Origin of the sequence: Falsibacillus pallidus, from assembly GCF_050990905.1 — a bacterium.
Taxonomy (GTDB): domain Bacteria; phylum Bacillota; class Bacilli; order Bacillales; family DSM-25281; genus Falsibacillus; species Falsibacillus pallidus_A.
In genome coordinates this window covers 1,712,185-1,735,275 of sequence record NZ_CP158866.1, presented here as the reverse complement: position 1 = coordinate 1,735,275, position 23,091 = coordinate 1,712,185, and the positions used below count along the sequence as shown (strand labels likewise).

Genomic DNA, 23,091 nt, shown 5'->3' with positions numbered 1-23,091 from the left:
TAATGATCCTCCTCTGAATAAATAAATGTTTGTCTTGGAAGAAAAGAATGAAAATCTCTCATTTTCCTCCCCGCCCTTATATCGACACAATCGCACTCATCTTAACAGTTTTTTTAAAAAAGAATAATTTCTATGTATATACACTTTTTAGAACATTGTAAAAATAATTAATTGCATAAATAAAAGCCTGGCACAAAAATGCACCAAGCTCGAACTTTTTAAATCTCCTTAGAAGAAAACGGCAAAAACAATTTCACTCCGCGCTTATTGGCCGGGAGGAATTTCATATCTGCGATTAAATGGCTTATGTACCCCGCGAGGCAGGCTGCGAATGCACCTTGCATTCCTATGGAAGCTTCAAATTTGCTGGCGATGACGCCAAAAAAGATCACTCCCAGGATGGAATGGGTGTAGCTTCTATGCGGGATTAGCGATGCTCCAATGATGTAGATCCCGAGAAGCCAGAGCCAGTTTTCCCCCAGTGAATATCCCGCAAGCAGTACGCCAATCCCCGTCATGGTCAGCATCCGCCGCTGGGTTAGAAAGGATGAGAGTACGATGACTCCTACCCCTGCACATATCCCTTTCCACTTATCGAATCCGCCATCTAAGTAGCTGTAAATGATGAGCAGTGCACCCACAACCTGGGCGATTGTCCGAAATACTTTATGTGAGATCGTAATTTTATTGGTCAATACACTGTCGATATCCATATCCGGCATCAAGCCCGAGATGCCTCCAAGACCTGCTAGCATTAGATTGGTCGACAAGTCAAAATGCTGTGTGTTCCCGATGATGAATCCTGCTGCTGTTCCAATTGCTAAATGTGCTGTGCCTTTCAAACCTTTTCACCTTTTTTCTTGATGTTTGGGATGAGTTGATAAATCCATCCTTTTTCTGCAGTATGACTATCATTATTCCTTAATTGGAAGAAAAAAACTATCGCACAACATACCTATTCTATCAAGAAAAATGGCAATCTCCTTCCTGACTTTTCCTACTTTCAGCCCCTTATCCTACTTGCCGTATGCAATCAGGAGCATGGCCAATAGCGCGCTTCTGATCGGCATCTCATGCCAGATGAGATGTTCATGTTCGGCGTGGGCGCCGTCACCTACAGGACCCAATCCATCCAATGTAGGGGCAAGCGGTGCGGTGAAGTTCCCATCGCTGCCCCCACCTGTTTCCCGTTCTTCAAGGGTAAACCCGAGCTGTTCCTCAGCAATTTTTTTAGCAGTCAAATACATCTCTTCGGTATCTTTTGTCCGTTCAAACGTCGGCCTGTTGATGCCCCCTTCAACTGTGATCTTCGCTTTAGGATTGACCGGCGTCAATTGCTGAATCAACGGAAGGAGCCTGTCAAATTCCTTCTTCGATTTAACTCGAAGGTCGATGTCTGCGATTGCCTCCGCTGCCATGACGTTACCAGTAGTGCCGCCGTGGACTGTCCCGACGTTCACCGTCGTTCCAATCGATAAATCCGTCAAACTGTGGAGATAGAGGATTTGATGAGCCATTTCTTCAATTGCGCTGACGCCTTTCTCTGGATCGACCCCGGAATGGGCAGGGATCCCTTCCACTTTCATTTTAAACATTCCCACTCCTTTTCGGGATGTCTTCAAGGCTCCATCCATGGATGGCTCCAACACGAATACCCGCTCACTTTTCGCTGCTTCTTTCTCAATCAGTTTCTCAGATGATGGACTGCCGATTTCCTCATCGCTGGTAAAAAGCCAAACGACTTTTTTGTTTAATTTTATCCCTAATTGACGCAGTGCATGAAGGGCGTATAGCCCCTGGATGATGCCGCCTTTCATGTCAAAGGTACCCGGTCCATAAACCTTCCCGTCGTCGAGCCTGAATGGCATGCGTGAAAGAGTCCCTTCAGGCCATACCGTATCAAAGTGGGCCAAGATCAAAAGCTGTCCGTCACCTTCTCCCCACTGGGCACGGATATGATTTCCGTAGTCTTCCACGGCAATCACTTCGGTCAATCCGCCGGTCAAGTGCATGAAGTTCCGTTGAATCCAATCCCCTGCCCGATTGGTTAAATGTTTGTTTGTTGATGGCGATTCGATTTCGACTAATTCTCTTAAATCATTCAGCATGCTTAACTCTTTATCTTTTAAAAATGCCACAAGTTCGTTCATGTCCATTTCCCTTTCCATTGTAGAAAAATCCTTCCCATCACACTCCAGGGAAGGATTCCACTCATTATTTTATTAATCTAAGTTAAACACTGCTGTTGATTTCCGTTCAAGACTTCGCTTTCCGAGGGCGGCGGCAAGCCTCCTCGTCGCTGCGCTCCTGCGGGGTCTCGCCTACCCCGCTTTTCCCACCGGAGTCTTCGTCTTGCACTCCAATCAACAGCTATATTGCATTTAAAAACCAAAAGAAATTTTACTTAGTGTTTTATTAAATAGTCAAAGATCGCTTTGCCTATTCTGCTGATTGTTTTTCTGCCAAGTTCTTTATCATAAAGTCCATCGATCAAAACAGACGCATAAACGGTTTTCTCGCCATATGTAAAGATGCCGCAGTCATGCTCAACTCCGTCCAGCTCACCTGTTTTATTTGCCGAAGAAACAATCTCTGTATCCATCAATGCAGGAAGCTTGTCCACAAATTGCTGCTGTTTCATGATTTGGAGGATGTAATCCCTGCTGTTTGCCTGTAAAAGCTTTCCTCTATCAATCTCTTTCAAAACATGGAGGATGTCCTCAGGACTCGTATAATTGTTCTTTCCATTTTTTATTGCCTCGAAGTCCATCATCCTTCTGCCGAGTGAGGTCTGCTTCAGCTGAAGCGTCTGGATGCAGTCATTGATTTCCTTCTCCCCACCCAGATCGATTAAGAAGTTGGTAGCCGTGTTATCGGAAACAATGATCATCAAAGTCATAAAATCCTTAACTGTCAGTTTTACGGAATCTGATAAGGCTGGCAGCACACCCGCGCCACCGACCCGTTTCAATGCAGAAAGATCGACAGACTGGTCCAAAAGCATCTTTCCTGCTTCCACTTGTCTGAAGCATTCGATGAGAATGGGAAGCTTAATCAGACTCGCTGAAGGAAATGTGTCCATTTCATTCAATAGAATCCTTCCTTCATGCGTTTCGATTGCCACGCCGATCCTGCCTGGGCATGCGGCAGCAAGCTGTGTGATTTCATCTCTTAACCTGAGCATATTATTTGCTTGCAGCGACTTGAGAGAAGTCATGATCACCAGTCACCTTCTTATTGTATAGATGGCATGCAACAAAATGATTCGGTTCGATTTCCTGCCACTCCGGTTTAACAGATGCACAGGCGTCCATTGCATGTGCGCAGCGCGTCCTGAAGACACATCCACTCGGTGGATTGATCGGGCTTGGAAGTTCACCTTTTAAGATGATCCGCTCCCGTTTATCTTCCACATCCGGATCTGGAATCGGGATGGCGGAAAGCAGTGCCTGAGTATAAGGATGAAGTGGATTATTATATAACATTTTGCTGTTAGTCAACTCGACGATATGCCCGAGATACATGACGGCGATGCGGTCGCTGATCTGTTTGACCATTGAAAGATCATGGGCAATGAATAAATAAGTAAGGCCCTTTTCCCTCTGCAGCTGCTTCAAGAGATTCACGACCTGTGCCTGTACAGATACATCCAAAGCAGAAATCGGCTCATCCGCAATGATGAATTCAGGATTCAATGCCAACGCACGTGCAATCCCGATCCGCTGCCTCTGCCCCCCACTGAACTCGTGTGGATAGCGGTTCGCGTGGTCCCTGTTCAGTCCGACATCTTCTAAGAGCTGATACACCCTCTCGAGTCTTTCCCTCTTATTCTTGTACATCCCATGGACCTCCATGGGCTCCGAGATGATTTCGGATACAGTGGAACGGGGATTCAATGATGCATAGGGATCTTGAAAAATCATCTGCATCTGCTTATGGAAATCAAAACGCTCTCTTTCATTCATCTCATGAACGTTCTTCCCGTCAAAGACCACATCGCCTTCCGTAGAATCATAGAGTCCGATGATGGTCCGCCCAGCAGTGGATTTTCCACAGCCGGACTCTCCAACGATTCCAAATGTTTCACCGCGGTTGATTTTAAAAGAAATTCCATCCACCGCTTTGAGAATTTGCTTTTTTCCAAGATTGAAATGTTTCTTTAACCCTTTTACTTCGAGCAATGTCTGATTGGTCATGATGCGTCACCTGTTCCCTTCCAGTAGCGGCTTGCTGCGCATAGCTCTTTTTCATAGATTGTCCCCTTCATATCGAGGATTTCAATCGTTCTTCCTGTCTTTGGCGAATGGAGAAGCTTCCCGTCCCCATAGTAGATTCCGACATGATGGAGGCTCCCTTTCCCTTCTTCATAGGCAAAGAAAAGCAAATCTCCACGCTGGATTTCGTCGAGCGCGACTTTTTCCCCAGAAGCAGCTTGATCGTGTGCATCGCGGGGAATGATGACTCCGTTTGCTTTACACATATTGTAGCTGAATCCTGAACAGTCGTATCCATAACTGCTCATGCCGCCCCACAAATAAGGGAGTCCCAAAAACTGTTCTCCATATTTTACAATTGCTTCTCCGTTTCCAATCGGGACCGCCTCAATGGAAGGATAGATGGCAACGTCTTTTGAATCAAGGTAGCCAGTTCCAATCGGCGTCTTCACTTTCACTTTTCCATTGTCCTCTTCAAGGACTGGCAGGCGGGTTTGGAAGCTCAAAGTCAGCTTCACTTCTCCTTCTTCATTGAGAAGGTCCGCTTTTTTCGAAAAGACGACAGCCCATGAACAATCCTGCACATCCCAATCGACCACTTTTTCTAACTGAGCCAGCGGGACCCATCCCGGATAGCCGCGTTCGTCTTTGGATGATGGCTGGTCGACTGCGATCACTTGTGCCCATCCATCTTTTTCATCAAGAACAAGTACTTCTTCGCCAAATAAAAGCTGTGTCTGAACGCGGTTCCCTTCGCATAGGTCAAGGAGTGTTTCATACGTCATGGATCCAATCCACTCATCCAACAGAACTGGATTTGTGATCGCCCCTTGATCCATCTCCCTGCTGGAATCGTGTTTTGTCCAAACCGTCGCTGCTGACACGCTCGTCAGCCATTTATACTGGATTTCCAATAGTAGCCCCTCCTTCAATATGTACATTTGAAATGCCTAATCCCGTTGATGTCGGAAAAGTAATATGGCGTCCTTTGTAGCGGATTCCGCCTTCCACAATGTCCTTCGCGAGCATCAGTGGAGCATCAAAGTCAAATCGTGTGATGTTTTTCTTGCTAGCAGCGAAATGGGCAGCAGCCGTGATTCCAAGCCTTGTTTCAATCATGCTTCCGACCATGCACTCCACTCCGCACACTTCAGCCATGGCATTGATGGTCTGAGCGCGGTAGATCCCGCCTGCTTTCATTAGCTTAATATTGATCAAATCAGCGCTTCGAGTTTTCAACACTTCGAAAGCCTGCTTAGGAGAGAAAACACTTTCATCTGCCATGATCAACGTATCAACTTGATCCGTTACCTGCTTCAATCCTTCAATATCATCTGCTTTAACAGGCTGTTCGACTAATTCGATGTCCAGGCCCATATCCTCCATTTTTCGTATAGCTCGGATGGCTTCTTTTGGCGTCCACCCCTGATTGGCATCCAGCCGGATTTTAACCTCTTTCCCCACTCGATTTCGTATTTCTACGATTCTATCAATATCCATTATTGCCTCATCTTTGCCGACTTTGACTTTCAGGACATTAAAGCCATTTTCCACATAGCCCGCTGCGTCCTCTCCCATCTCTTCCGGATCATTGACGCTGACAGTGAAATCCGTTTCCAATGCATCTTTTGCCCCGCCAAGGAATTGATACAAAGGCACTTTGCAATATTGAGCAATACAGTCATACATTGCCATATCCACTGCTGCTTTCGCACTTGAATTCCCAACAAGAATCGTATGAATGCCTTGAAATAGAATTTCATAGTTCAGGAGGTTCTTATTTACTAAAAACGGTTTAATCACTGTATTGATGGCTGCCTCGATACTTGAGAGGCTGTCCCCAGTAATGACAACAGTCGGTGGTGCTTCTCCCCATCCGACAACGCCTCCACTGCACTCCATCTTCACGACGATGGCCTCAGCCGTATGTACCGTCCGCAGTGCGGTTTTAAATGGTTTAGTCAACGGGACTGCCGCGCGGAAAGTTTCAATATTCTGTATAATCATCATTCATCATCCTTCACTCGATGCCGCTGTCTACGGCAAGTATTTTATTGGATGCGTCAAGAGTGGCTTTTACCCCTAATGGAACGGCATAGTGCGGATTGCAATGCCCGATTTGGAACCCTTTCACTGCAGGAACTTTCGCCAGCCTTGCATAATGGTCAAGAACTTCATCCAATTCCAGCGACAGCTTCCTATCCCCGGGTCCGCAGTCCTTAAAATCGCCAAAGACAAGCCCTGAAGCTTCCTGCAATTTCCCTGTCATATAGAGCTGATTCAGCATTCTGTCCACTGAACGCGGCTCTTCATGGATATCCTCAATCAATATAATCTTATCTTTCGTATTGATTTCAAATGCGGTGCCAAGCGTACTCACCATGAGACAGAGGTTGCCTCCAGTCAAAATCCCTTCTCCTTTTCCGCCATGCAATGTTTCCAATGGAGAAAGTTCTTCTGTATAAGTGAATGCAGCTGGCTCAAATAACTGCTGCAAGGATTTCCATGAATCTTCATGTGCATCTTCCTCGCCCAAATCAGATCCAAGCATAGGACCATGAAAAGTGGTAAGTCCGGTAATTTGTCTGATGGAAGTATGGAGGAATGTAATATCTGAATAACCCCAAAATACTTTAGGATTCTCCTTGATCAACTCATAATTCAATATAGAGGCAATCCGGCCAGTCCCATAACCGCCGCAGGCACAAATTATGCCTTTCACTTCCTTATCCTCAAACATGTCATGCAAGTCTTCCAATCTCTCAAGATCACTTCCGGCTAAGTATCCATATGTATTTAAAGCGCTTTTTCCGAGTTTGACTTTCACACCATACATGTTTTGTAATTTTTCTATCGCTCTTGTAAGGTTTTCTTGATTTGGGGAAGAAGCAGGGGAAATGACTCCGATGGTATCTCCTTTTTTGAGGCGCTGAGGTTTCATCATTTATTCTCCTTTCAAATTAAGGACTTTCAATAACGTGGTGCATCTTATATGTATATGTTAATAAATGCAAGGGATGTTCATCTGAACACCCCTTGGCTGGCTAAGTCTATGATTCACGCTGAAAATTACTTCTTGTCAGCCCATTTCAATTCGATGTATCCAACCGGATGGCGTACAATTCCGGAAACCTTATCGTTTTGAAGGTACACTTGGTTATAGAAGTAAAGCGGTACAATCGGCATGCCTTCGAAAAGGACTTTTTCAGCTTGATATAGATCTTCGAAGCGTTTGTTTTCATCTTTTTCACTTTTTGCTGCTTTGATCAGAGAATCAAATTCAGAATTTGACCATCCCGTACGGTTCATGGATGAATCAGTTACAAAGCTTTCCAGGAAGTTGACTGGATCACCGTAGTCAGCTAAGAATGAGCTTCTTGAGAATTGATATTTCAATGCTTTTTGATCCGCTGCAAAAACACTGTATTCAACGTTTTGAAGCTTGATATCCACCCCAAGGTTTTCTTTCAGCATTCCTTGAAGCGCTTCTGCGATTTTCTTATGGGAATCACTTGTGCTGTAAGTCAAAGTGACTTCAGGAAGCTTATCCCATCCTTCTTCTTTCATTCCTTCAGCAAGCAATTCTTTCGCTTTATCAACATCTGTCTTGACTAAATCGCCATTTGTTTCGCGGAAATCCTTACCATTTGCATCATTAAATCCATAAGATACAAATCCATAAGCTGGTTTTTCTTGATTTTTTGTTACATAGTCGACAATTTTTTTCTGGTCGATTGCCATTGCAAAAGCTTTGCGGACTTTTTCATTATTGAAAGGCTCCATGTTGACGTTAAAGCGGTAGAAATAAAGACCCGCTTGGTCTTCAACCTTGACGCTTCCATCTTTGAACAGCTGTTCACTCAAATCTGCAGGTACATCGGAAGTATCCAATTTGCCTGTTTTGAACATTTGATATTCTGTATTTGTGTCATCGATCATAGCCCAATCGACTTTATCCAACTTGACAGTATCGGCATCCCAGTACTTATCATTTTTCTCCATGACGATGCGGCTGTCATGATCCCATTTTGTCAATTTGAAAGGACCATTTCCAACGAAAGAGTCAGCTTCTGCAAACCATTTCGGATTGTCTTTTGCCACTTTTTCGTCGATCGGGAAGAATGCAGGGTTGGCAATGACATTCAAGAAGTACGCTTGAGGGCTTGTAAGCTTGACTTCAAATGTCTTGTCGTCCACAGCTTTTACACCTACAGCATCTGCAGAACCTTCACCGTTATTGTATGCCTCCCCGCCTTCAATGAAGTAGCCTAAGAATGAAGCTGGAGAACCCGTATTAGGGTCTAATAATCTCTTCCAAGCGAAAACAAAATCACCTGCAGTGACATCATCGCCGTTAGACCATTTTGCATCTTTGCGGATATGGAATGTGTATGTCTTACCATCTTCTGATACATCCCATTTTTCAGCAGTTGCTGGCTCTGGGTCGTTGCTTTTCCCTAAGCGGGTCAAACCTTCCATCAGGTTATTCAAGGCACTCCATGAAACTGAATCGAATCCGATTGGCGGATCGAAAGAAGTCGGCTCCTGGCCATTGTTCAAGTACAATACTTTTTCTGTCTTGGAATCCTTGCCGCCCTTCGGTTCGCTGTTTGCATCATCGTTTGCGGTACAAGCAGCGAGGCCGAACATCAATACAGCTGTCGACAAAACCCCGAAAATCTTTTTCTTCATGTTTTTCCCCCTCATTCAATAAAATTTGCATCTATTTTTCTATTTCATAGCTGCCAATAATTTTTGAGCCCTCTCATCCTGGAGCCAGCAATCGACCTCATGTTCGCTGGACAAATGGGTCTTGAATGGATAAGCCCTGTCGCACACTTCCATGGCATAAGGGCAACGTGCAGCGAATGCACACCCCTCTGGCGGTGCAAACAAATCAGGAGGCGATCCGGGAATCGGAATCAGGTCTCCTCCATCAAGATCCAGGCGAGGCACCGAATTTAACAATCCTTTTGTGTATGGATGCTGAGGCTTGTAGAAGATTTCCCTTCTAGTGCCAGCCTCAACGATTTTTCCTGCATACATGACCGCAATTCGGTCAGCGACCTGAGCTACAACACCGAGGTCATGAGTAATCAGGATGATCGAAACACCTGTTTTATCTTGAATCTCTTTAAATAAATCAAGGATTTGAGCCTGAATCGTTACGTCCAGGGCTGTCGTTGGTTCATCGGCAATCAGTATTTCCGGATCGCAGACAAGAGCCATGGCGATGACGATCCTCTGGCGCATACCACCGCTGAACTGGTGTGGGTATTGCTTCAAGCGCGCTTCAGGACTGGGAATGCCCACAAGCTTCAGCATATCAAGCGCTTTTTTCTTTGCTTCAGCCCTTGAATTCTTTTCATGCTGAATGATCCCTTCCATGATTTGATCCCCTACTGTCAACGTTGGGTTCAACGCTGTCATCGGATCCTGGAAAATCATCGAGATATCCTTTCCCCTGATTTTCCTCATTTCGGATTCCTGTATTTTAGTTAAATCATTTCCTTTAAATAGAATGGAACCTTCTGCAATTCTTCCCGGCGGATTCGGAATGAGCCTCATGATGCTTTGGGAGGTGACACTTTTCCCGCAGCCTGACTCACCGACGATGGCAAGAGTCTCTCCCTTTTTCAAGTCAAAAGTGACACCCCGTACGGCTTTAACTTCCCCTCCATACGTTTTAAATGTGACATGGAGGTTATTGACTTCCAGTATATTTTCCATGCTCGCTACCTCCTTAACTTTGGATCAAGCGCATCCTGCAGCCCATCACCAAGTACGTTGAAAGAAAACATCGTCAACGAGATGAAAAATGCCGGGAAGAACAATCTCCACCATTGGCCGGTCAAAATCGCAGATAAACCATCATTGGCCATCGAGCCCCAGCTTGCGAATGGCGGCTGAATCCCTATCCCTAAAAAGCTAAGGAATGCTTCGGCAAAAATGGCCGATGGTACAGTCAGCGTCATTTGAACAATAATCGGCCCCATTGTATTTGGAAGCAGATTTTTACGGATGATTCTTTTTGTTTTCGTCCCGAACGTTTTTGATGCAAGGACGAATTCATAGTTTTTAATTTGAAGCACTTGTCCGCGTACAATTCTCGCCATTCCAACCCAACCGGTAATGGATAAGGCAAGGATGATCGTAGAAAGGCTTGGTCCCATGACAACGCTGATTAAGATGACGACTAGCAAATAAGGCAATCCATAAAGGATCTCGACAAATCGCATCATCAAGTTGTCTGTGCGCCCGCCCTTGTATCCGGCAATCCCGCCATAGACGACACCTACTAAAAAGTCGATGAGTGCCGCAACAAGTCCAACGAATAAGGAGATGCGTGCGCCATACCAAGTACGGGCGAACACGTCGCGTCCTAAATCATCGGTACCAAACCAATGATCCCCGGATGGTCCAAGATTTTGCTCCATAAAATTCTGCTTCGTAACGGAATGTGGGGAAATCCATGGCCCGATGACTGCCATGACAGCCAAAATGGCTAAACAGATAAGCCCAAACATCGCCAATTTATTTTTGATCAGTCTTCTCCATGCATCCTGCCAATAAGAAAGGCTTGGTCGGACAACAGCTTCTGCTTCATCAGAGTCTTTTTGTTTCCGCGTGAACCATTCATCAGGAATGTTCGGCGCAATATTCGGTTCATGTTGTTTACGAAGCTCCATTATCTTCCCTCCTTGCTTGACAGTTTGATTCTCGGATCGAGTACTCCATAAGCCATGTCGACTAAGAAGAGCATAAAGATCAGAATCGCACTATAAAAAACGGTCGTACCCATGATGACGGGATAATCCCTCGTATTGATGCTGTCAACGAAGTATTTCCCCATCCCCGGGATTGCGAATATCTTTTCAATGACAAATGTCCCTGTAAGGATTCCTGCAGTCATGGACCCTAAGATCGTGACAATCGGAAGCATTGCATTCCTCAGGGCGTGCTTGATGACAATCTTGACCGGGGACAATCCCTTGGCTTTAGCCGTTTTGATATAATCCTGGGTCAGCACTTCAAGCATGCTGGACCGTGTCAATCGGGCAATGATCGCCATTGGACCTGTTGCCAGGGCCAAAATCGGCAAAATCATATGCCTCCAACTCGTCCAGGTCGCAACAGGCAGGATTCCCCAGTTCACTGCTACTTCCTGAATCAAGAGCGTCGCCATGACAAAGTTTGGTATCGATATCCCGAGAACTGCAATCGTCATGGCCAAATAATCGATGATGCCGTTATGCCTTAAAGCCGCAATTACGCCAAGAATGATGCCGGAAATAATCGCGACAATCAGCGTATCCATCCCTAATTCAAATGAAACGGGGAATCCTCTTCCAATCAGGGTATTGACTGATTCGCCTTTTTTGATGGAAGGTCCGAAATCAAGCATCACAACCGATTTCAAATAGTTCACGTATTGAAGGGGCAGCGGGTCGTCTAGATGGTAAAAGGAAATTAAATTCTGCTGTACCGCCTCACTTGTATTCCGCTCTTCATTGAACGGCGAGCCCGGTATCGAATGCATCAAGAAGAATGTCATTGTAATGATAAGCCACAGCGTTATGATCATCGCAGCGAATCGTTTTAATAAGTATGTAATCATCTGAACACTTCCTAACAGAAGGTGGTTCTCATTGCTAATTCCGTCATTACCAGCATAGCTTGATAGGCTTCAAGAATATTTTTCGCCTGATAACGGACAATGGTCGTTCCTTCTTCGATTTCTGTTCCAGGCATCAAATTCGCCCATTCCGCTTCACCGTAGTTTGTAAATTCGATGCGAAGCACCGGGTTTTCCGGCGGAGTAAGCGGTTTCACATTTTCACTGTTTTTTAAAGCCTCTTCTGTCTTCCTGCGGAGAAGCTCTCCTGCTTTTGCAGGTGTAAGTGATTTTGCTGCCGATCTTGATATGGCTTCCTTAACGATTGCCGTCGTGACATTCGGAATCAATGCTTCCGCTTCTGCTGCCGCCTGATCATCGCCCGCAACCAATAGTACCGGAACTCCAAAGTATCCCGCTACATATGCATTGAAGCCAAGTTCACCGATAGCTGTATCATTTATGTACATATTCCTCGCACCATAGATCATGGAATGCGTCATGACCCCTGGCTGTCCAGCTCTTGCATGATATCCGACAAAAGCAGCTCCAGTGTAAGTATCATCCAACCCCTGGACCATAGAAAATGGTTTTACATCACCTGTGATCAACTGCGTATCAGGATGAAGATTTTCAATCAATAAATTATTCATTTTTGAATGACTGTCGTTGACTACCACTTCCTCACAGCCACTTTCGAAAGCAGATGAAATGACATGATTTGCTTCCTCCGTCATGATCACCCGGCTTCTCTCATAGTTATGTTTTCCCGAGTCTACATGGGTATGGTCGACCAATCCTGTAATCCCTTCCATATCCACTGAAACATATAATTTCATGGAATTCCCCCTTTTTCCATTTTATAATTTTCTTAAAATTATAAATTATAATACAATAATTTTCAATCCAATTCGGCAAAGTTTCATAGGTGACTATGTAACTATTTTTTGGAAAACCCCTTGAAAATCCTAGTTTAATAGGCTTTTAAGATATCATAGTGACTGAAAAATAATTTCAGTTTTGGAAAGCTTTTTTAGGCATTTTATTTCAAATATATTCCCGCTATGCATTGAATTGAACTAAAAATTGTATAATTATGAGCATTTGTTTGGGTAAAAAATAAAAAAGGGAATCGACTTGTTGGTCGATTCCCTCCATAACCTATCTATTCAGATTAATGCCCGGCATGATCTACATGCTTCAGATGCTTTTTATTTCCCCAAATAAAGACCACTGATACGAGAACAAAGAATGCACCTACGATAAATGGCACCTGCGGATTGAAGATCTCCGCAAGTCTCCCCGCTGTGTAAGGCGCAATCGCCCCTCCGATGAAACGAAGGAAGCTATATGCAGCAGATGCTGTAGAGCGTTCCACAGGGGCAGCATTCATGACTGCAGTCGTAATCAATGTGTTATTGTTCCCAAGAACCGCTCCTGCAAGGATGACAGCAGTGATGACGACCCATTGAGTAGACGTCCAGACACCCATACAAATGAGAAGAATGGCAAAAAGGAATAACATTGTACACATGGATTTAATTGCTCCGAATCTTGCCTGAAGCTTAGGCGCCATGAAAACAGACGTAATAGCGAGCAGGATTCCCCAGCCTAAGAATACAAATCCAAGTCCATGCTCTTTCAGTCCCATCACGAATGGAGCATATGCAAGCAATGTAAAGAATCCAAAGTTATAAAGCGCTGCTGCAATCCCGAACACTAAAAGTGAACGATGCTTCAATGCACGGAAAGGATCTGCAAGCGATGTTTTGGCTTTTGCCACTTTCCCAGTCTCTGTCGCTTTTGGCATTAAAATAGTCAGACCTAAGAACGCGATGACCATCAAGCACGCTACTCCAAGGAATGGCCCTCTCCAGGACATGGCTCCCAGCCAGCCCCCAAGAAGCGGACCTACTGAAATCCCAAGGCCGATTGCTGCTTCATATAAAATGATTGCTTTAGCCGTGCCGCTGTTTGAAAGGGAAACAATCGCAGCAAGCGCTGTTGCCACAAACAGTGCATTTCCAAGGCCCCAGCCTCCACGAAGACCAACCAGCGCCCAAATTCCGTTGGATGCTCCGCCTACCGCTGAAAAAATAGCAATAATAACGATTCCGCATAATAATGTCCATTTAATCCCGATTCTCGATGAAATGGCGCCAGTAACAAGCATTGCTATAGCCATGACAGCATTATAGCTGGTAAATAGCAGCGTCACTTCACTTTGACTCGCATCCAACTGCTCTGCAATGGCAGGTAGAATCGGATCCACCAGGCCAAGCCCCATAAATGCAATGATACAAGCGAAAAAGACCGCCCACACGGCCTTTGGCTGCTGCAGCAAACCAGGTTCAGCATTCAATGAAGGCTGCACTGGTGCTGCTTTCTTTGTTAACGTACTCATAAAAACACCTCTCCGATCTATTTTCAAAAAATATTAAAGGATTCTTCTAAATGTATGTCTGATAACGTCCCCACGGCTGATGATTCCAACAAGGACTCCATTTTTCTCTACAGGAAGCTTCTTGATTTGTTTTTTGCCCAGGATAGCCGCAACTTCCTCTACTTCTTCATCCCAAGAAATCTTGACTACATGTTTCTTGGCCATTTCCATGACATTCAATTCAAGGATGCTTTGAAGCCTTTCCTCAAATCCTTCATCGTCCCCTTTCACCACATCTACATGGAAAATGGAATCAATGATGATATCTTCGTGTTTTCCGATATACTGCATAATGTCGCCGTCGCTGATATATCCGACTATTTCGTTTTTATTATTTACAACAGGCAGTCCGCTGATTCGATATTCAAGAAACGCTTCGATGACCTTACGGATTGTGGCATCCTCTTTCACTTTATAAACATGGGTATTCATAATCTCTTGAGCAAGCATTAAAATCCTCCCCTTCAAAAAACTAATTGTATGATGCAACTTAATTATAATTGTATGATACAATTAAATGAGAGATCGGTCAATACCTTTGTTTGACAAATAGGTGGTGAAAGTTATGATGAGTAAAGGAAGAAATGTGCGAGGTGAAGGTAATATGAAAGAAGATTCATTAGAGTTAATACAGCATGAGCTTGCCATCCTGGTAAGATACGTCACATCTGTATCCCCGAATCGAAATGGCGGCAACTTGGATCGTTCAGGTTTTCTTTTACTATATGAACTCGAATTTGGAGGATCGGCAGGGGTTAAAGCCCTGGCTGAACAATTCCACTTGGATATCTCCACAGTCAGCCGGCAGGCAGCTGCACTTGAAGCAAAAGGCTACGTCTCCAAAGTTCCTAACCCTTCTGATGGAAGATCATATAACTACCAGATCACAGAAATCGGAAGGCAGGAGTTCAATGCTTACAAAACGAAGCGCATCAACAGCTTAAAAAACATCATGAATGAATGGAATGAGGAAGAATCCGAGCAATTCGGCAAGATGCTGAAAAAATTCAATAAGGCATTCAGCTAGGCTCTTTTCTCAAATCTTTTTGCTTTAGGTATTAAAGTAGGATCATTTTTGTAACCAAAATAGCTAATTTATCCGAAAAGAGCCTGGATATTTCAATTCAGCGCGCCAAACAGCTAATTTCCCGTTAAAATCGGCAGTAAGATTTTAACAACAAATTTTTCGAAAACAGCATAGCTAAAACAAAAAATTCCAGCCCCTTAATAAAGGCTGGAATTTTTTTGTTATTATTTCACACGATAGACTCTCGCTTCATATGGTTTCAAGTCTAGTACTGCTGCCGCTTCATGACTCTGTACGTCAAGGTTTGCAAGCATCAAGTTTTCACTGGAGACTTCGAAGCCCAACTCAACATCTGATGCTGGTTTATCGCTTAAGTTCGTTACAATGACGACTTTATCGTTTTCCAGCGTGCGTGTGTACGCATAAATTTGTTTATCTTCCGGAAGAAGCAAATCATAAGTTCCATAAGTGAAGATTTCGTCAGATTTTTTCAATGAAATCAATTTTTTATAGAAATTCAATACAGAGTTTGGATTCTTCTCCTGCTTCTCTACATTGATTTCCACATAGTTCGGATTGACCCCAATCCAAGGCTTGCCAGTTGTGAATCCTGCGTTTTCTTCGTCAGACCACTGCATCGGCGTCCTGGAATTGTCCCTTGAGGTTGCCCAAATGATTTCCATGATCTCTTCGTGAGCAACGCCCTCTTCCCGTTTAAACTTATACATATTTTTGAAGGAAACGTCATCATATTCCTCAATGGTTTCGAATTTGACATTCGTCATACCAAGCTCCTGCCCTTGATAAATGAATGGTGTCCCTTGCATCAAGAAATACATAGCCGCAAACGCAGTAGCACTCTCACGCCAGTATTCTTTGTCATTTCCCCAAGTGGATACGACACGGGCTTTGTCATGGTTTTCAATGAACAACGCGTTCCAGCCTGAGCCTTCCAGAGCTTTTTGCCATTTGGATAGGACTTCTTTTAACTCTACGATATCAAGCTCTTTCTTCTTTTCAGCGTCCCAAAGGCTTAGATGTTCAAATTGGAAAATCATATTGAACTTGCCTTTCTTTTCATCGACCCAAAGATCGATATCATCGACGCTTACGCCGTTCGCTTCCCCTACTGTCATGATCTCATATTTAGAGAAGGTTTCATCCTTCAATTCCTGCAAGAAAGGCTGAATGCCATCTACGTTCATATGCTTATCGAATGAGGAAACATATTTCAAGCCCTCTTCATTCGGCATATCTTTTAGCCCATCCTCTTTTTTGATATGGCTGATTGCATCGACACGGAATCCATCGATTCCCTTATCAAGCCACCAGTTGATCATATCGTAAAGGGAACGGCGCACTTCTGGGTTCTCCCAGTTCAGATCCGGCTGTTTACGGGAGAAAATATGCAGATAATATTGTTCGGTCTTTTCATCATATTCCCACGCAGATCCACTGAAGATGCTTTCCCAGTTGTTTGGCTCTTTTCCGTCTTTCCCATCGCGCCAAATATACCAGTCGCGCTTCGGACTTTCCTTGGAAGAGCGGGATTCAATGAACCATGGATGCTCATCACTCGTATGGTTGATGACGAGGTCGATGATCAGTTTCATTCCACGTTTATGGACTTCTTCCATCAGCTGATCAAAATCAGCCATGTTTCCAAAATCGGTCATGATGTCCTGATAGTCGCTGATGTCATATCCATTGTCATCATTCGGGGATTTATACATCGGGCAGATCCAGATGACATCGATGCCCAATTCCTTAATATAATCAAGTTTGGAGATCATCCCTTGCAAATCGCCGATTCCATCTCCATTCGAATCCATAAAACTGCGGGGATAGACCTGATAGGCCACCGCTTCTTTCCACCATTGTTTTTTCATTTCCGTTCCTCTCTCTCTTTAGGCGTTTTCATGCAACTGTATGAACGATTATTTTACTGCGCCGTCTGAAATCCCTTTGATAATTTGTCTTTGGGCAAAGAAATAACCGATGATGACAGGGATGATTGCAATCGTCAAACCTGCAAGAGCCAAGTGCCATTGCTTCGTATATTCTCCGAAGAAGAAGAACATTCGGAGCGGGATCGTTTGCATCCCTTCCTGATTGATGACCAAAGATGGAAGCAAGTAGTCATTCCAGATCCAGATGGTATTCAAGATCCCAACTGTAACGGTAATTGGCTTCAACATTGGGAAGATGATATACCAGAAAGTCTGGAATTTATTGCATCCGTCCATTTTTGCCGCTTCATCCATAGACTTTGGAATTCCATTCAATGTCCCGTGGTAAAGGAAGATGGATAAACTGCTACCGAATCCAAGGTACATGAAGATCAATCCTGCACGGTTCAGCATTTGGAACTTGCCGAATAGCGTGACAAGCGGAATCATGACCGATTGGAATGGAATCAGCATTGCTGCAACAAAAATGAAGAACAAGATGCCACTGACTTTCCCTTTGTTCCTTGACAAGGCATACGCTGCCATGGACGAGAAAATAATGATGATTCCCACACTGATGACAGTGATCAACAGGGAGTTGAAAAACGTTTTGATGAACTCGAGCTGAGTGAATGCTTCGATATAGTTGTCCATGTTGAAGCTTTCAGGCAAACGAAGAACATCTGTGAAAATTTCCTTTTTTGTTTTCAAGGAGTTGACAAGCATTAAGTAGAAAGGTGAAAGCCATAACAGCCCAAGGATGACGCCGATGATTTCTACGATAAAAAACTTCCGTTTGGCCATTACATCTCCACCTCCCTTTTCTTATTGAAGTAAACTTGTGTTAAAGAAATGATTGCTACGATTACAAAGAAAATGACTGCCTGCGCTTGTGCGTAAGCCATTTTGTTCTCGCCAAATGCTGTCTGGAAGATTTCCATCGCCACCATCTGAGTGGATTTGAATGGCCCCCCGCCAGTCAATGACAAGTTTTGGTCATACAGCTTAAATGAGTTGGATAGAGTCAAGAACATGCTGACTGTGAATGCCGGCGCGACCAATGGGAAAATGATATAGCGGAAACGCTGGAATGCATTTGCTCCATCAATTTCTGCAGCTTCAATTAATTCAGCAGGAAGCCCTTCCAAATAAGCGATATAAATGACCATGATATAGCCTGACATCTGCCAGCTCATCAAGATGACCAATCCCCAGAATCCAGTCTGAGTCGTTGACAGCCAGCCTTGAAGTCCTTCGATTCCAAGGAGGTCTCCAAGTCCGGAGAACACTTTCAAGAAGATGAACTGCCAGATGAAGCCGAGGATCAAACCGCCGATAAGATTCGGCATAAAGAAAATCGTTCTTAAAAACTTGCTTGTTTTGATTTTAGATGTAACGATCAGGGCTAGCCCCAACCCGATTATATTAATAAGAATGATGGATACCACTGAGAATTTGACTGTAAACCAAAGGGAAGCTAAAAAGTCAGCATCATGGAATAAATCCAGATAGTTTTTAAAACCGACGAATTCCCCGCTTGTTATTCCGTTCCAATCTGTGAAAGAGTAATAGACTCCGAAGAAGAGAGGAATCACGACAACCAGCGTCAAAGCGATCAGGACCGGCGCCAAGAACAGCCAGTATGATAAATCACGAGTACGCATGTTTAGTCCTCCAAACCTTTAAGAATTTTGATGTATCATGATAGTTATGTTTAAGGAATCACCCATTAGCAAAACAAAGTAGCAGGGAGTTGCTCATCTGCTACTTTGCGTCAATCAATTATTCAAGGAACTATTATTTTCTAGCGTCTTCCCAAGCTTTTTGAGAATCTGTTACTACTTCATCCCAGCTTGCTTTGCCGCTTAGGTATTTTTGAATATCTGCACCAAGTTTATCTTGGCCCCATCCACTTGGATAGCCCATGAATACCCAGCCGATTGTATTGCCGTCTTGAGCATATTTGTAGATTTCTTTTGAAATTGGATCAGAAATCTTGTCTAGATCGTAGCCTTGATAAGCAGGGATGAATTTGAAGTCTTCAAGAACTGCTTTTTTACCTTCATCAGAAGTGTACAGCCAATCCAAGAATTTCTTGGATTCTGCAACGACTTTTTTATCAAGAGTCTTGTTGACAGCCCAGTACATTGGAATTCCTACAGGAACTGCATTTTCTTTATACCCTTGAACAGGGATTGGAAGAAGTCCGACTTTGTTGTCAGCAAGATCTTGGTCGATTCCAGCGATTGAGCTGTATACCCAGTTTCCTTGCTCGATGATAGCCACTTTGCCAGTTGAGAACAACTCTTCAACTTGTTGAGAGTAGTCAAGGCTGACAGTTGGCTGTACAGAATATTTATTTTGAAGATCTAAGAAGTTTTTCATTGCATCGCCGTATTTGAAGTCAACTTTCTTCGCATTGAATGCATTCAAAACGTTGTTGTCGAACTCAGGAGCGATGAACGCGTTGGATAAATGAAGACCAGTTACCCAAGTTTCTTTTCCTGGAAGTGCAAATACTGCTTTGATTCCAAGTTCATCTTTTTTGGAATCCAATTTTTCAACTGCTGCTTGAAGGCTGTTGAAGTCTTTGATTTCTTCAGGCTTGATGCCAGCTTTTTCAAAGATTTCTTTATTGTAGATCAAGCCGTATCCTTCTTGGTTATAAGGAACGCCTAGAACCTGTTTATCTTTCTTAACGCCTTCAAGTGTTCCATCAAGAGCGTTTTTAGCTGCTTTTGTATCAGAAAGGTCAGCTAGTTTCGCTTCCCAATCTGCAACGTCCTGAGGTCCGCCCACATTGAAGATTGCTGGCTGCTTGCCAGAAGCAAATTTTGATTTAAGCGCCACACCATAGTCTTGGCCGCCGCCGACAGTTGTGATGTTGATTTTTACGCCTGGATGTTCTTTTTCATACTTTTTCACTAAATCTTCAAATTGCTTTTTGAATTCCACTTTGAATTGGAAAACATCGATTGTCACTTCATCCTTGCTGCCGCCATTGGACGAGCATCCAGCCAAAGCAACGCTTAGAAGCAAAATTAGTGAAAAAATCAAAGTTGCTAATTTTTTACCTCTCATTGGTGATTCCTCCATTTAAACTTTTTAAGTTAGGAAACCGTTTGCACAAAAACGCAAAGAAAATTATGCCAGAATAGGAATCCTTCTAATAAGTGTTTTCAACATATAGTTATAAAACACAGTATTATGTAGGAGTGTCGCTTCTTGTCTTATTTTGTGAAACCGTTTGCACTCACTTGACGAATTTACTATATCACAAACTATTTACCTTGTACAATAGTAATCATTAAAAATTTTTTCTTATGACTTTCCTTAAAGATACATAGGAATACTCTCTAATTCCCATGATATAATAGTGAAAAAAAGCGATTAGGGTGTCCCGATGAAAAAATCACTCCTGTTATCTATCATCATTTCACAACTTATATTTTTCCTTTCACTCCCGATGATCCATCATCTCTTTTCATATATACATCCCCTTGCCTTTGTGGTGATCTGGGCTGTGACAACATTTTGTACGGCGTTTATTATCCTTGCTGCCAGAGATCAAACAGTGATTGCGCCATATCCCTTATTCTTTTCCATCATGATGGTCTATACAGCGTGTCTGCTTGTACTCCTTTTCATCCGTCCTGAAAACCAGAACTATGACAACTGGAACATGACTCCTTTCAATACGGTGAGATTTTTCATGTCCGGCAGGGTCCCGCTTCTTGTTGAATTCTATAATTTAACAGCAAACGTCGTATTATTCATTCCATATGGGTTTTTCCTTTTGGAATTAAGGAAGAGATTAGGTATTTCCATTTTCAGCCTTATCTTTTACCCGCTTCTTTGCATCTCCATGATTGAAATCCTCCAGCACCTAACCAAAAGGGGGAGCCTCGACATTGATGATGTGATCTTGAATATGAGTGGGGTCGTAATTGGATATGCTCTTTATCCCCTATTCCATAAAGTCATCAGAATCAAATCTAAAACAACAAGGCCGCCAGAGTAATTGATTGGCTGCCTTTTTTCTTATTTATCATCAAAAATTAATTGGATTATCTTCGTAGAAAGGACTATAATATGGAATAGAAATGAGGACAGGCATTTTTCTTCGGAAGAATGCACGGCCTGATATCCATTAAGGAGATGACACTATGGTAGGACCAGCAGGTTTAGTATTGATTGGTGCAGCAGCACTTGTTGTCTTTGGCCCTAAGAATTTGCCTGAAATCGGTAAGGCAGCCGGTAAAACCCTTCATGAATTCAAGAAAGCCACTCAAGGAATCATGGACATGGATGAACCAGCCAAAAAAGAAGAAAAAACAGAAGCTAAAATTGATTTAGATAAATAATGATCAAAGTAAAAGAGCTGAAGGGATCAGCTCTTTTTTTATTACTTAAAATTCACCAAAAACGACGAGTCGGATATTTAACTAGCAGTGCAGATGTGCATACAGCGTGTTATCTCGTGGTACTGCGCTCCAGTCTCTACGCCTTTAAGTAAGCCGGCTTCCGCTTTTCTATTTCCCGACAGAAAATCCTTCAAATAGCCTCCCGCCGAATGGCGCCAGCACTTTATCAGTTAATTTCACAACGCCTGATTTGTTCCCTAATGTGTAATAATCATCGAATGCCTTGGCAAATACACCAGCAAGCTCTTCATCAAAATTCCTCAATGCCCTGTATATCCATTTGGACTCCCCTGTCCATTGATTATGTGTCCGTAAAATGAATTCGTGCAGAAGCTCTGCAAGCCTGCCCGCGATAAAAATTCCTTCAGATCGATTTTGGCAGCCAATAAAATCTTCGAGTACATCCGAAAGAAAGTATCTTTTTAATTGAATGGTCTTGTCGTCCCACTTCCCGGGACCTGCCTCTAATTGTTTTGAAGCTTCGTTCTTGATAGAATTCAATTTCTCATGGTCTCTCAAGACGATTCCTTCGGAAATCATCTTTTGGAGTGATGGCCGTCCTCGTTCCCGATCGCTCTTGAAAAACGATTGAAAGCTTGTAAAAGAATGGACGAAAACCTCTATTGGCCACTCGTCGAAAAACAGGGATTCTCGATAAGCGGACGATAGTTCTCCTTTAAAAATGATGATATCCAAATCTGAAGTAGCCGTTTCTTCTCCTCGTGTAACGCTTCCTGCGAGTAGGGCTGCATCACAATCAGGAAATTGAACTTCTATAAATTTTTTGGCTGTTTCAAGCGCTGCCATTGCTTTCATCTCTTTCCCCTCGATTTACGCTTTATTACGGAATCTAAAAAATTTCACTTCTTTTCATATAAATACAATTCCCCATTGCGCGGATGTCTGATTTTCGGACCCTTAAATCCTCTTTTTAAAATTTCCTGATGCATGTAAATCATAAGTGCACCATGACCGACAATCAAAACGTTCTCTTCTGAATTATTCAATAGTCGATCAAGAACATTATTGATTCGCTCAATGATGTCTTCTTTTTTCTCCAGCTGGGATTTGTGATTAGCTGCCCATGCTAGCCTGATGATAGCTGCCCATGCCAAGAAAGGGAGTTTTCGTGATGGTTTGAAAATGGGATACATCTTGATCTCCCTCAATTCAGAAAGTTGGATGACTTCCCCTTTAAATATTCTTTCAGAAGTTGTCACCGCTCTTGGAAGATCACTCGTATAGCATGTATGCCAATGGATCCCTCCTAAATCTACTTCTGCTGGTTCTACGTCGGCATAATCGTACTCATCAAACCATTTCATGACATTTTCTTGAGAAATCATTCGTTCTTTTGGAAACTCCTTGAGTACCTTAAAATGCCTCACTAACCCTACTTTCACCACACATCTCCCCTTT

The 23,091-nt window shown here is 43.4% G+C and carries 23 protein-coding genes; 3 read left to right on the top strand and 20 right to left on the bottom strand.

Features of this window, described 5'->3' with window-relative positions; genetic code table 11:
- Positions 1 to 218 precede the first annotated feature (218 nt).
- From ABTV07_RS09105 to ABTV07_RS09040, 14 genes are all read right to left on the bottom strand, one after another.
- On the bottom strand, positions 219 to 842 hold the full coding sequence (locus ABTV07_RS09105) for a metal-dependent hydrolase (protein ID WP_433750283.1): 624 nt from the start codon (positions 840 to 842) through the stop codon (positions 219 to 221).
- 174 nt (positions 843 to 1,016) lie between these two features.
- A complete protein-coding gene (locus ABTV07_RS09100; protein ID WP_433750281.1) occupies positions 1,017 to 2,168 on the bottom strand; it encodes a M20 family metallopeptidase in 1,152 nt (383 codons plus the stop codon).
- A gap of 236 nt (positions 2,169 to 2,404) precedes the next feature.
- Positions 2,405 to 3,217: a serine hydrolase gene (locus tag ABTV07_RS09095; RefSeq protein WP_433750278.1), complete on the bottom strand. Its 813-nt coding sequence runs from the start codon at positions 3,215 to 3,217 to the stop codon at positions 2,405 to 2,407.
- Positions 3,186 to 4,196 (bottom strand): ABC transporter ATP-binding protein, encoded by a 1,011-nt coding sequence (locus tag ABTV07_RS09090; RefSeq protein WP_433750275.1) that lies wholly within the window; start codon positions 4,194 to 4,196, stop codon positions 3,186 to 3,188. Before ABTV07_RS09090 ends, ABTV07_RS09095 begins: the two co-directional genes overlap by 32 nt.
- Positions 4,193 to 5,128: an NlpC/P60 family protein gene (locus ABTV07_RS09085; protein WP_433750272.1), complete on the bottom strand. Its 936-nt coding sequence runs from the start codon at positions 5,126 to 5,128 to the stop codon at positions 4,193 to 4,195. The genes ABTV07_RS09090 and ABTV07_RS09085 overlap by 4 nt, the downstream gene beginning before the upstream one ends.
- On the bottom strand, positions 5,112 to 6,221 hold the full coding sequence (locus tag ABTV07_RS09080) for a dipeptide epimerase (protein ID WP_433750270.1): 1,110 nt from the start codon (positions 6,219 to 6,221) through the stop codon (positions 5,112 to 5,114). Before ABTV07_RS09080 ends, ABTV07_RS09085 begins: the two co-directional genes overlap by 17 nt.
- A 13-nt stretch (positions 6,222 to 6,234) precedes the next feature.
- Complete coding sequence (locus ABTV07_RS09075; RefSeq protein WP_433750267.1) at positions 6,235 to 7,158, bottom strand: S66 peptidase family protein; 924 nt, start codon at positions 7,156 to 7,158, stop codon at positions 6,235 to 6,237.
- Positions 7,159 to 7,283: 125 nt separating this feature from the next.
- Positions 7,284 to 8,906, bottom strand: a complete 1,623-nt coding sequence (locus tag ABTV07_RS09070) for a peptide ABC transporter substrate-binding protein (protein ID WP_433750264.1) — start codon at positions 8,904 to 8,906, stop codon at positions 7,284 to 7,286.
- Positions 8,907 to 8,945: 39 nt separating this feature from the next.
- Entirely contained in the window at positions 8,946 to 9,944 is a 999-nt protein-coding gene (locus tag ABTV07_RS09065; protein WP_433750262.1) for an ABC transporter ATP-binding protein, read from the bottom strand.
- Between the two features lie 5 nt (positions 9,945 to 9,949).
- Positions 9,950 to 10,903 (bottom strand): ABC transporter permease, encoded by a 954-nt coding sequence (locus ABTV07_RS09060; RefSeq protein ID WP_433750259.1) that lies wholly within the window; start codon positions 10,901 to 10,903, stop codon positions 9,950 to 9,952.
- The gene (locus ABTV07_RS09055) at positions 10,903 to 11,832 is read right to left on the bottom strand and encodes an ABC transporter permease (protein ID WP_433750258.1); all 930 of its coding nucleotides are present in this window, start codon (positions 11,830 to 11,832) and stop codon (positions 10,903 to 10,905) included. Before ABTV07_RS09055 ends, ABTV07_RS09060 begins: the two co-directional genes overlap by 1 nt.
- Positions 11,833 to 11,843: 11 nt before the next feature.
- Positions 11,844 to 12,668, bottom strand: coding sequence for a M55 family metallopeptidase (locus tag ABTV07_RS09050; RefSeq protein ID WP_433750255.1), 825 nt, complete (start codon positions 12,666 to 12,668; stop codon positions 11,844 to 11,846).
- A gap of 335 nt (positions 12,669 to 13,003) precedes the next feature.
- Complete coding sequence (locus tag ABTV07_RS09045) at positions 13,004 to 14,233, bottom strand: MFS transporter (RefSeq protein WP_433750253.1); 1,230 nt, start codon at positions 14,231 to 14,233, stop codon at positions 13,004 to 13,006.
- A gap of 33 nt (positions 14,234 to 14,266) precedes the next feature.
- Positions 14,267 to 14,722 carry a CBS domain-containing protein gene (locus tag ABTV07_RS09040; RefSeq protein ID WP_433750250.1) on the bottom strand — a complete coding sequence of 152 codons (456 nt, stop codon included), beginning with the start codon at positions 14,720 to 14,722 and terminating at the stop codon, positions 14,267 to 14,269.
- A gap of 115 nt (positions 14,723 to 14,837) precedes the next feature.
- Here ABTV07_RS09040 and ABTV07_RS09035 point away from each other — a divergent pair, with 115 nt between their 5' ends.
- A complete protein-coding gene (locus ABTV07_RS09035) occupies positions 14,838 to 15,299 on the top strand; it encodes a MarR family winged helix-turn-helix transcriptional regulator (RefSeq protein ID WP_433750248.1) in 462 nt (153 codons plus the stop codon).
- 224 nt (positions 15,300 to 15,523) lie between these two features.
- On the opposite strand, the gene ABTV07_RS09030 is transcribed toward ABTV07_RS09035, so the two are convergent.
- From ABTV07_RS09030 to ABTV07_RS09015, 4 genes are all read right to left on the bottom strand, one after another.
- Positions 15,524 to 17,188, bottom strand: coding sequence for a glycoside hydrolase family 13 protein (locus ABTV07_RS09030; protein WP_433750246.1), 1,665 nt, complete (start codon positions 17,186 to 17,188; stop codon positions 15,524 to 15,526).
- 48 nt (positions 17,189 to 17,236) lie between these two features.
- Complete coding sequence (locus ABTV07_RS09025) at positions 17,237 to 18,052, bottom strand: carbohydrate ABC transporter permease (RefSeq protein WP_433750243.1); 816 nt, start codon at positions 18,050 to 18,052, stop codon at positions 17,237 to 17,239.
- A complete protein-coding gene (locus ABTV07_RS09020; protein ID WP_433750240.1) occupies positions 18,052 to 18,912 on the bottom strand; it encodes a carbohydrate ABC transporter permease in 861 nt (286 codons plus the stop codon). Before ABTV07_RS09020 ends, ABTV07_RS09025 begins: the two co-directional genes overlap by 1 nt.
- Positions 18,913 to 19,045: 133 nt before the next feature.
- Positions 19,046 to 20,329: an ABC transporter substrate-binding protein gene (locus ABTV07_RS09015; RefSeq protein WP_433750237.1), complete on the bottom strand. Its 1,284-nt coding sequence runs from the start codon at positions 20,327 to 20,329 to the stop codon at positions 19,046 to 19,048.
- A 322-nt stretch (positions 20,330 to 20,651) separates the two neighbouring features.
- Between ABTV07_RS09015 and ABTV07_RS09010 the strand changes: the two genes are divergently transcribed.
- Positions 20,652 to 21,269, top strand: coding sequence for a VanZ family protein (locus ABTV07_RS09010; RefSeq protein WP_433750235.1), 618 nt, complete (start codon positions 20,652 to 20,654; stop codon positions 21,267 to 21,269).
- A gap of 145 nt (positions 21,270 to 21,414) precedes the next feature.
- The gene (locus tag ABTV07_RS09005; protein ID WP_114744323.1) at positions 21,415 to 21,612 is read left to right on the top strand and encodes a twin-arginine translocase TatA/TatE family subunit; all 198 of its coding nucleotides are present in this window, start codon (positions 21,415 to 21,417) and stop codon (positions 21,610 to 21,612) included.
- 168 nt (positions 21,613 to 21,780) lie between these two features.
- On the opposite strand, the gene ABTV07_RS09000 is transcribed toward ABTV07_RS09005, so the two are convergent.
- Together ABTV07_RS09000 and ABTV07_RS08995 are read right to left on the bottom strand one after the other, a co-directional pair.
- On the bottom strand, positions 21,781 to 22,488 hold the full coding sequence (locus tag ABTV07_RS09000) for a nucleotidyltransferase domain-containing protein (RefSeq protein WP_433750232.1): 708 nt from the start codon (positions 22,486 to 22,488) through the stop codon (positions 21,781 to 21,783).
- A gap of 44 nt (positions 22,489 to 22,532) precedes the next feature.
- A complete protein-coding gene (locus ABTV07_RS08995) occupies positions 22,533 to 23,075 on the bottom strand; it encodes a histidine phosphatase family protein (RefSeq protein WP_433750229.1) in 543 nt (180 codons plus the stop codon).
- Positions 23,076 to 23,091 lie beyond the last annotated feature (16 nt).

What these genes read in the sequence shown, in the direction of transcription:
- ABTV07_RS09100 (WP_433750281.1), bottom strand. Translation starts at nt 2,168, where the DNA reads ATGGAAAGGGAAATGGACATGAACGAACTTGTGGCATTTTTAAAAGAT.
- ABTV07_RS09095 (WP_433750278.1), bottom strand. Translation starts at nt 3,217, where the DNA reads ATGACTTCTCTCAAGTCGCTGCAAGCAAATAATATGCTCAGGTTAAGA.
- ABTV07_RS09090 (WP_433750275.1), bottom strand. Translation starts at nt 4,196, where the DNA reads ATGACCAATCAGACATTGCTCGAAGTAAAAGGGTTAAAGAAACATTTC.
- ABTV07_RS09080 (WP_433750270.1), bottom strand. Translation starts at nt 6,221, where the DNA reads ATGATTATACAGAATATTGAAACTTTCCGCGCGGCAGTCCCGTTGACT.
- ABTV07_RS09075 (WP_433750267.1), bottom strand. Translation starts at nt 7,158, where the DNA reads ATGATGAAACCTCAGCGCCTCAAAAAAGGAGATACCATCGGAGTCATT.
- ABTV07_RS09070 (WP_433750264.1), bottom strand. Translation starts at nt 8,906, where the DNA reads ATGAAGAAAAAGATTTTCGGGGTTTTGTCGACAGCTGTATTGATGTTC.
- ABTV07_RS09065 (WP_433750262.1), bottom strand. Translation starts at nt 9,944, where the DNA reads ATGGAAAATATACTGGAAGTCAATAACCTCCATGTCACATTTAAAACG.
- ABTV07_RS09060 (WP_433750259.1), bottom strand. Translation starts at nt 10,903, where the DNA reads ATGGAGCTTCGTAAACAACATGAACCGAATATTGCGCCGAACATTCCT.
- ABTV07_RS09055 (WP_433750258.1), bottom strand. Translation starts at nt 11,832, where the DNA reads ATGATTACATACTTATTAAAACGATTCGCTGCGATGATCATAACGCTG.
- ABTV07_RS09050 (WP_433750255.1), bottom strand. Translation starts at nt 12,668, where the DNA reads ATGAAATTATATGTTTCAGTGGATATGGAAGGGATTACAGGATTGGTC.
- ABTV07_RS09045 (WP_433750253.1), bottom strand. Translation starts at nt 14,233, where the DNA reads ATGAGTACGTTAACAAAGAAAGCAGCACCAGTGCAGCCTTCATTGAAT.
- ABTV07_RS09040 (WP_433750250.1), bottom strand. Translation starts at nt 14,722, where the DNA reads ATGCTTGCTCAAGAGATTATGAATACCCATGTTTATAAAGTGAAAGAG.
- ABTV07_RS09035 (WP_433750248.1), top strand. Translation starts at nt 14,838, where the DNA reads ATGATGAGTAAAGGAAGAAATGTGCGAGGTGAAGGTAATATGAAAGAA.
- ABTV07_RS09030 (WP_433750246.1), bottom strand. Translation starts at nt 17,188, where the DNA reads ATGAAAAAACAATGGTGGAAAGAAGCGGTGGCCTATCAGGTCTATCCC.
- ABTV07_RS09025 (WP_433750243.1), bottom strand. Translation starts at nt 18,052, where the DNA reads ATGGCCAAACGGAAGTTTTTTATCGTAGAAATCATCGGCGTCATCCTT.
- ABTV07_RS09020 (WP_433750240.1), bottom strand. Translation starts at nt 18,912, where the DNA reads ATGCGTACTCGTGATTTATCATACTGGCTGTTCTTGGCGCCGGTCCTG.
- ABTV07_RS09015 (WP_433750237.1), bottom strand. Translation starts at nt 20,329, where the DNA reads ATGAGAGGTAAAAAATTAGCAACTTTGATTTTTTCACTAATTTTGCTT.
- ABTV07_RS09010 (WP_433750235.1), top strand. Translation starts at nt 20,652, where the DNA reads ATGAAAAAATCACTCCTGTTATCTATCATCATTTCACAACTTATATTT.
- ABTV07_RS09005 (WP_114744323.1), top strand. Translation starts at nt 21,415, where the DNA reads ATGGTAGGACCAGCAGGTTTAGTATTGATTGGTGCAGCAGCACTTGTT.
- ABTV07_RS09000 (WP_433750232.1), bottom strand. Translation starts at nt 22,488, where the DNA reads ATGAAAGCAATGGCAGCGCTTGAAACAGCCAAAAAATTTATAGAAGTT.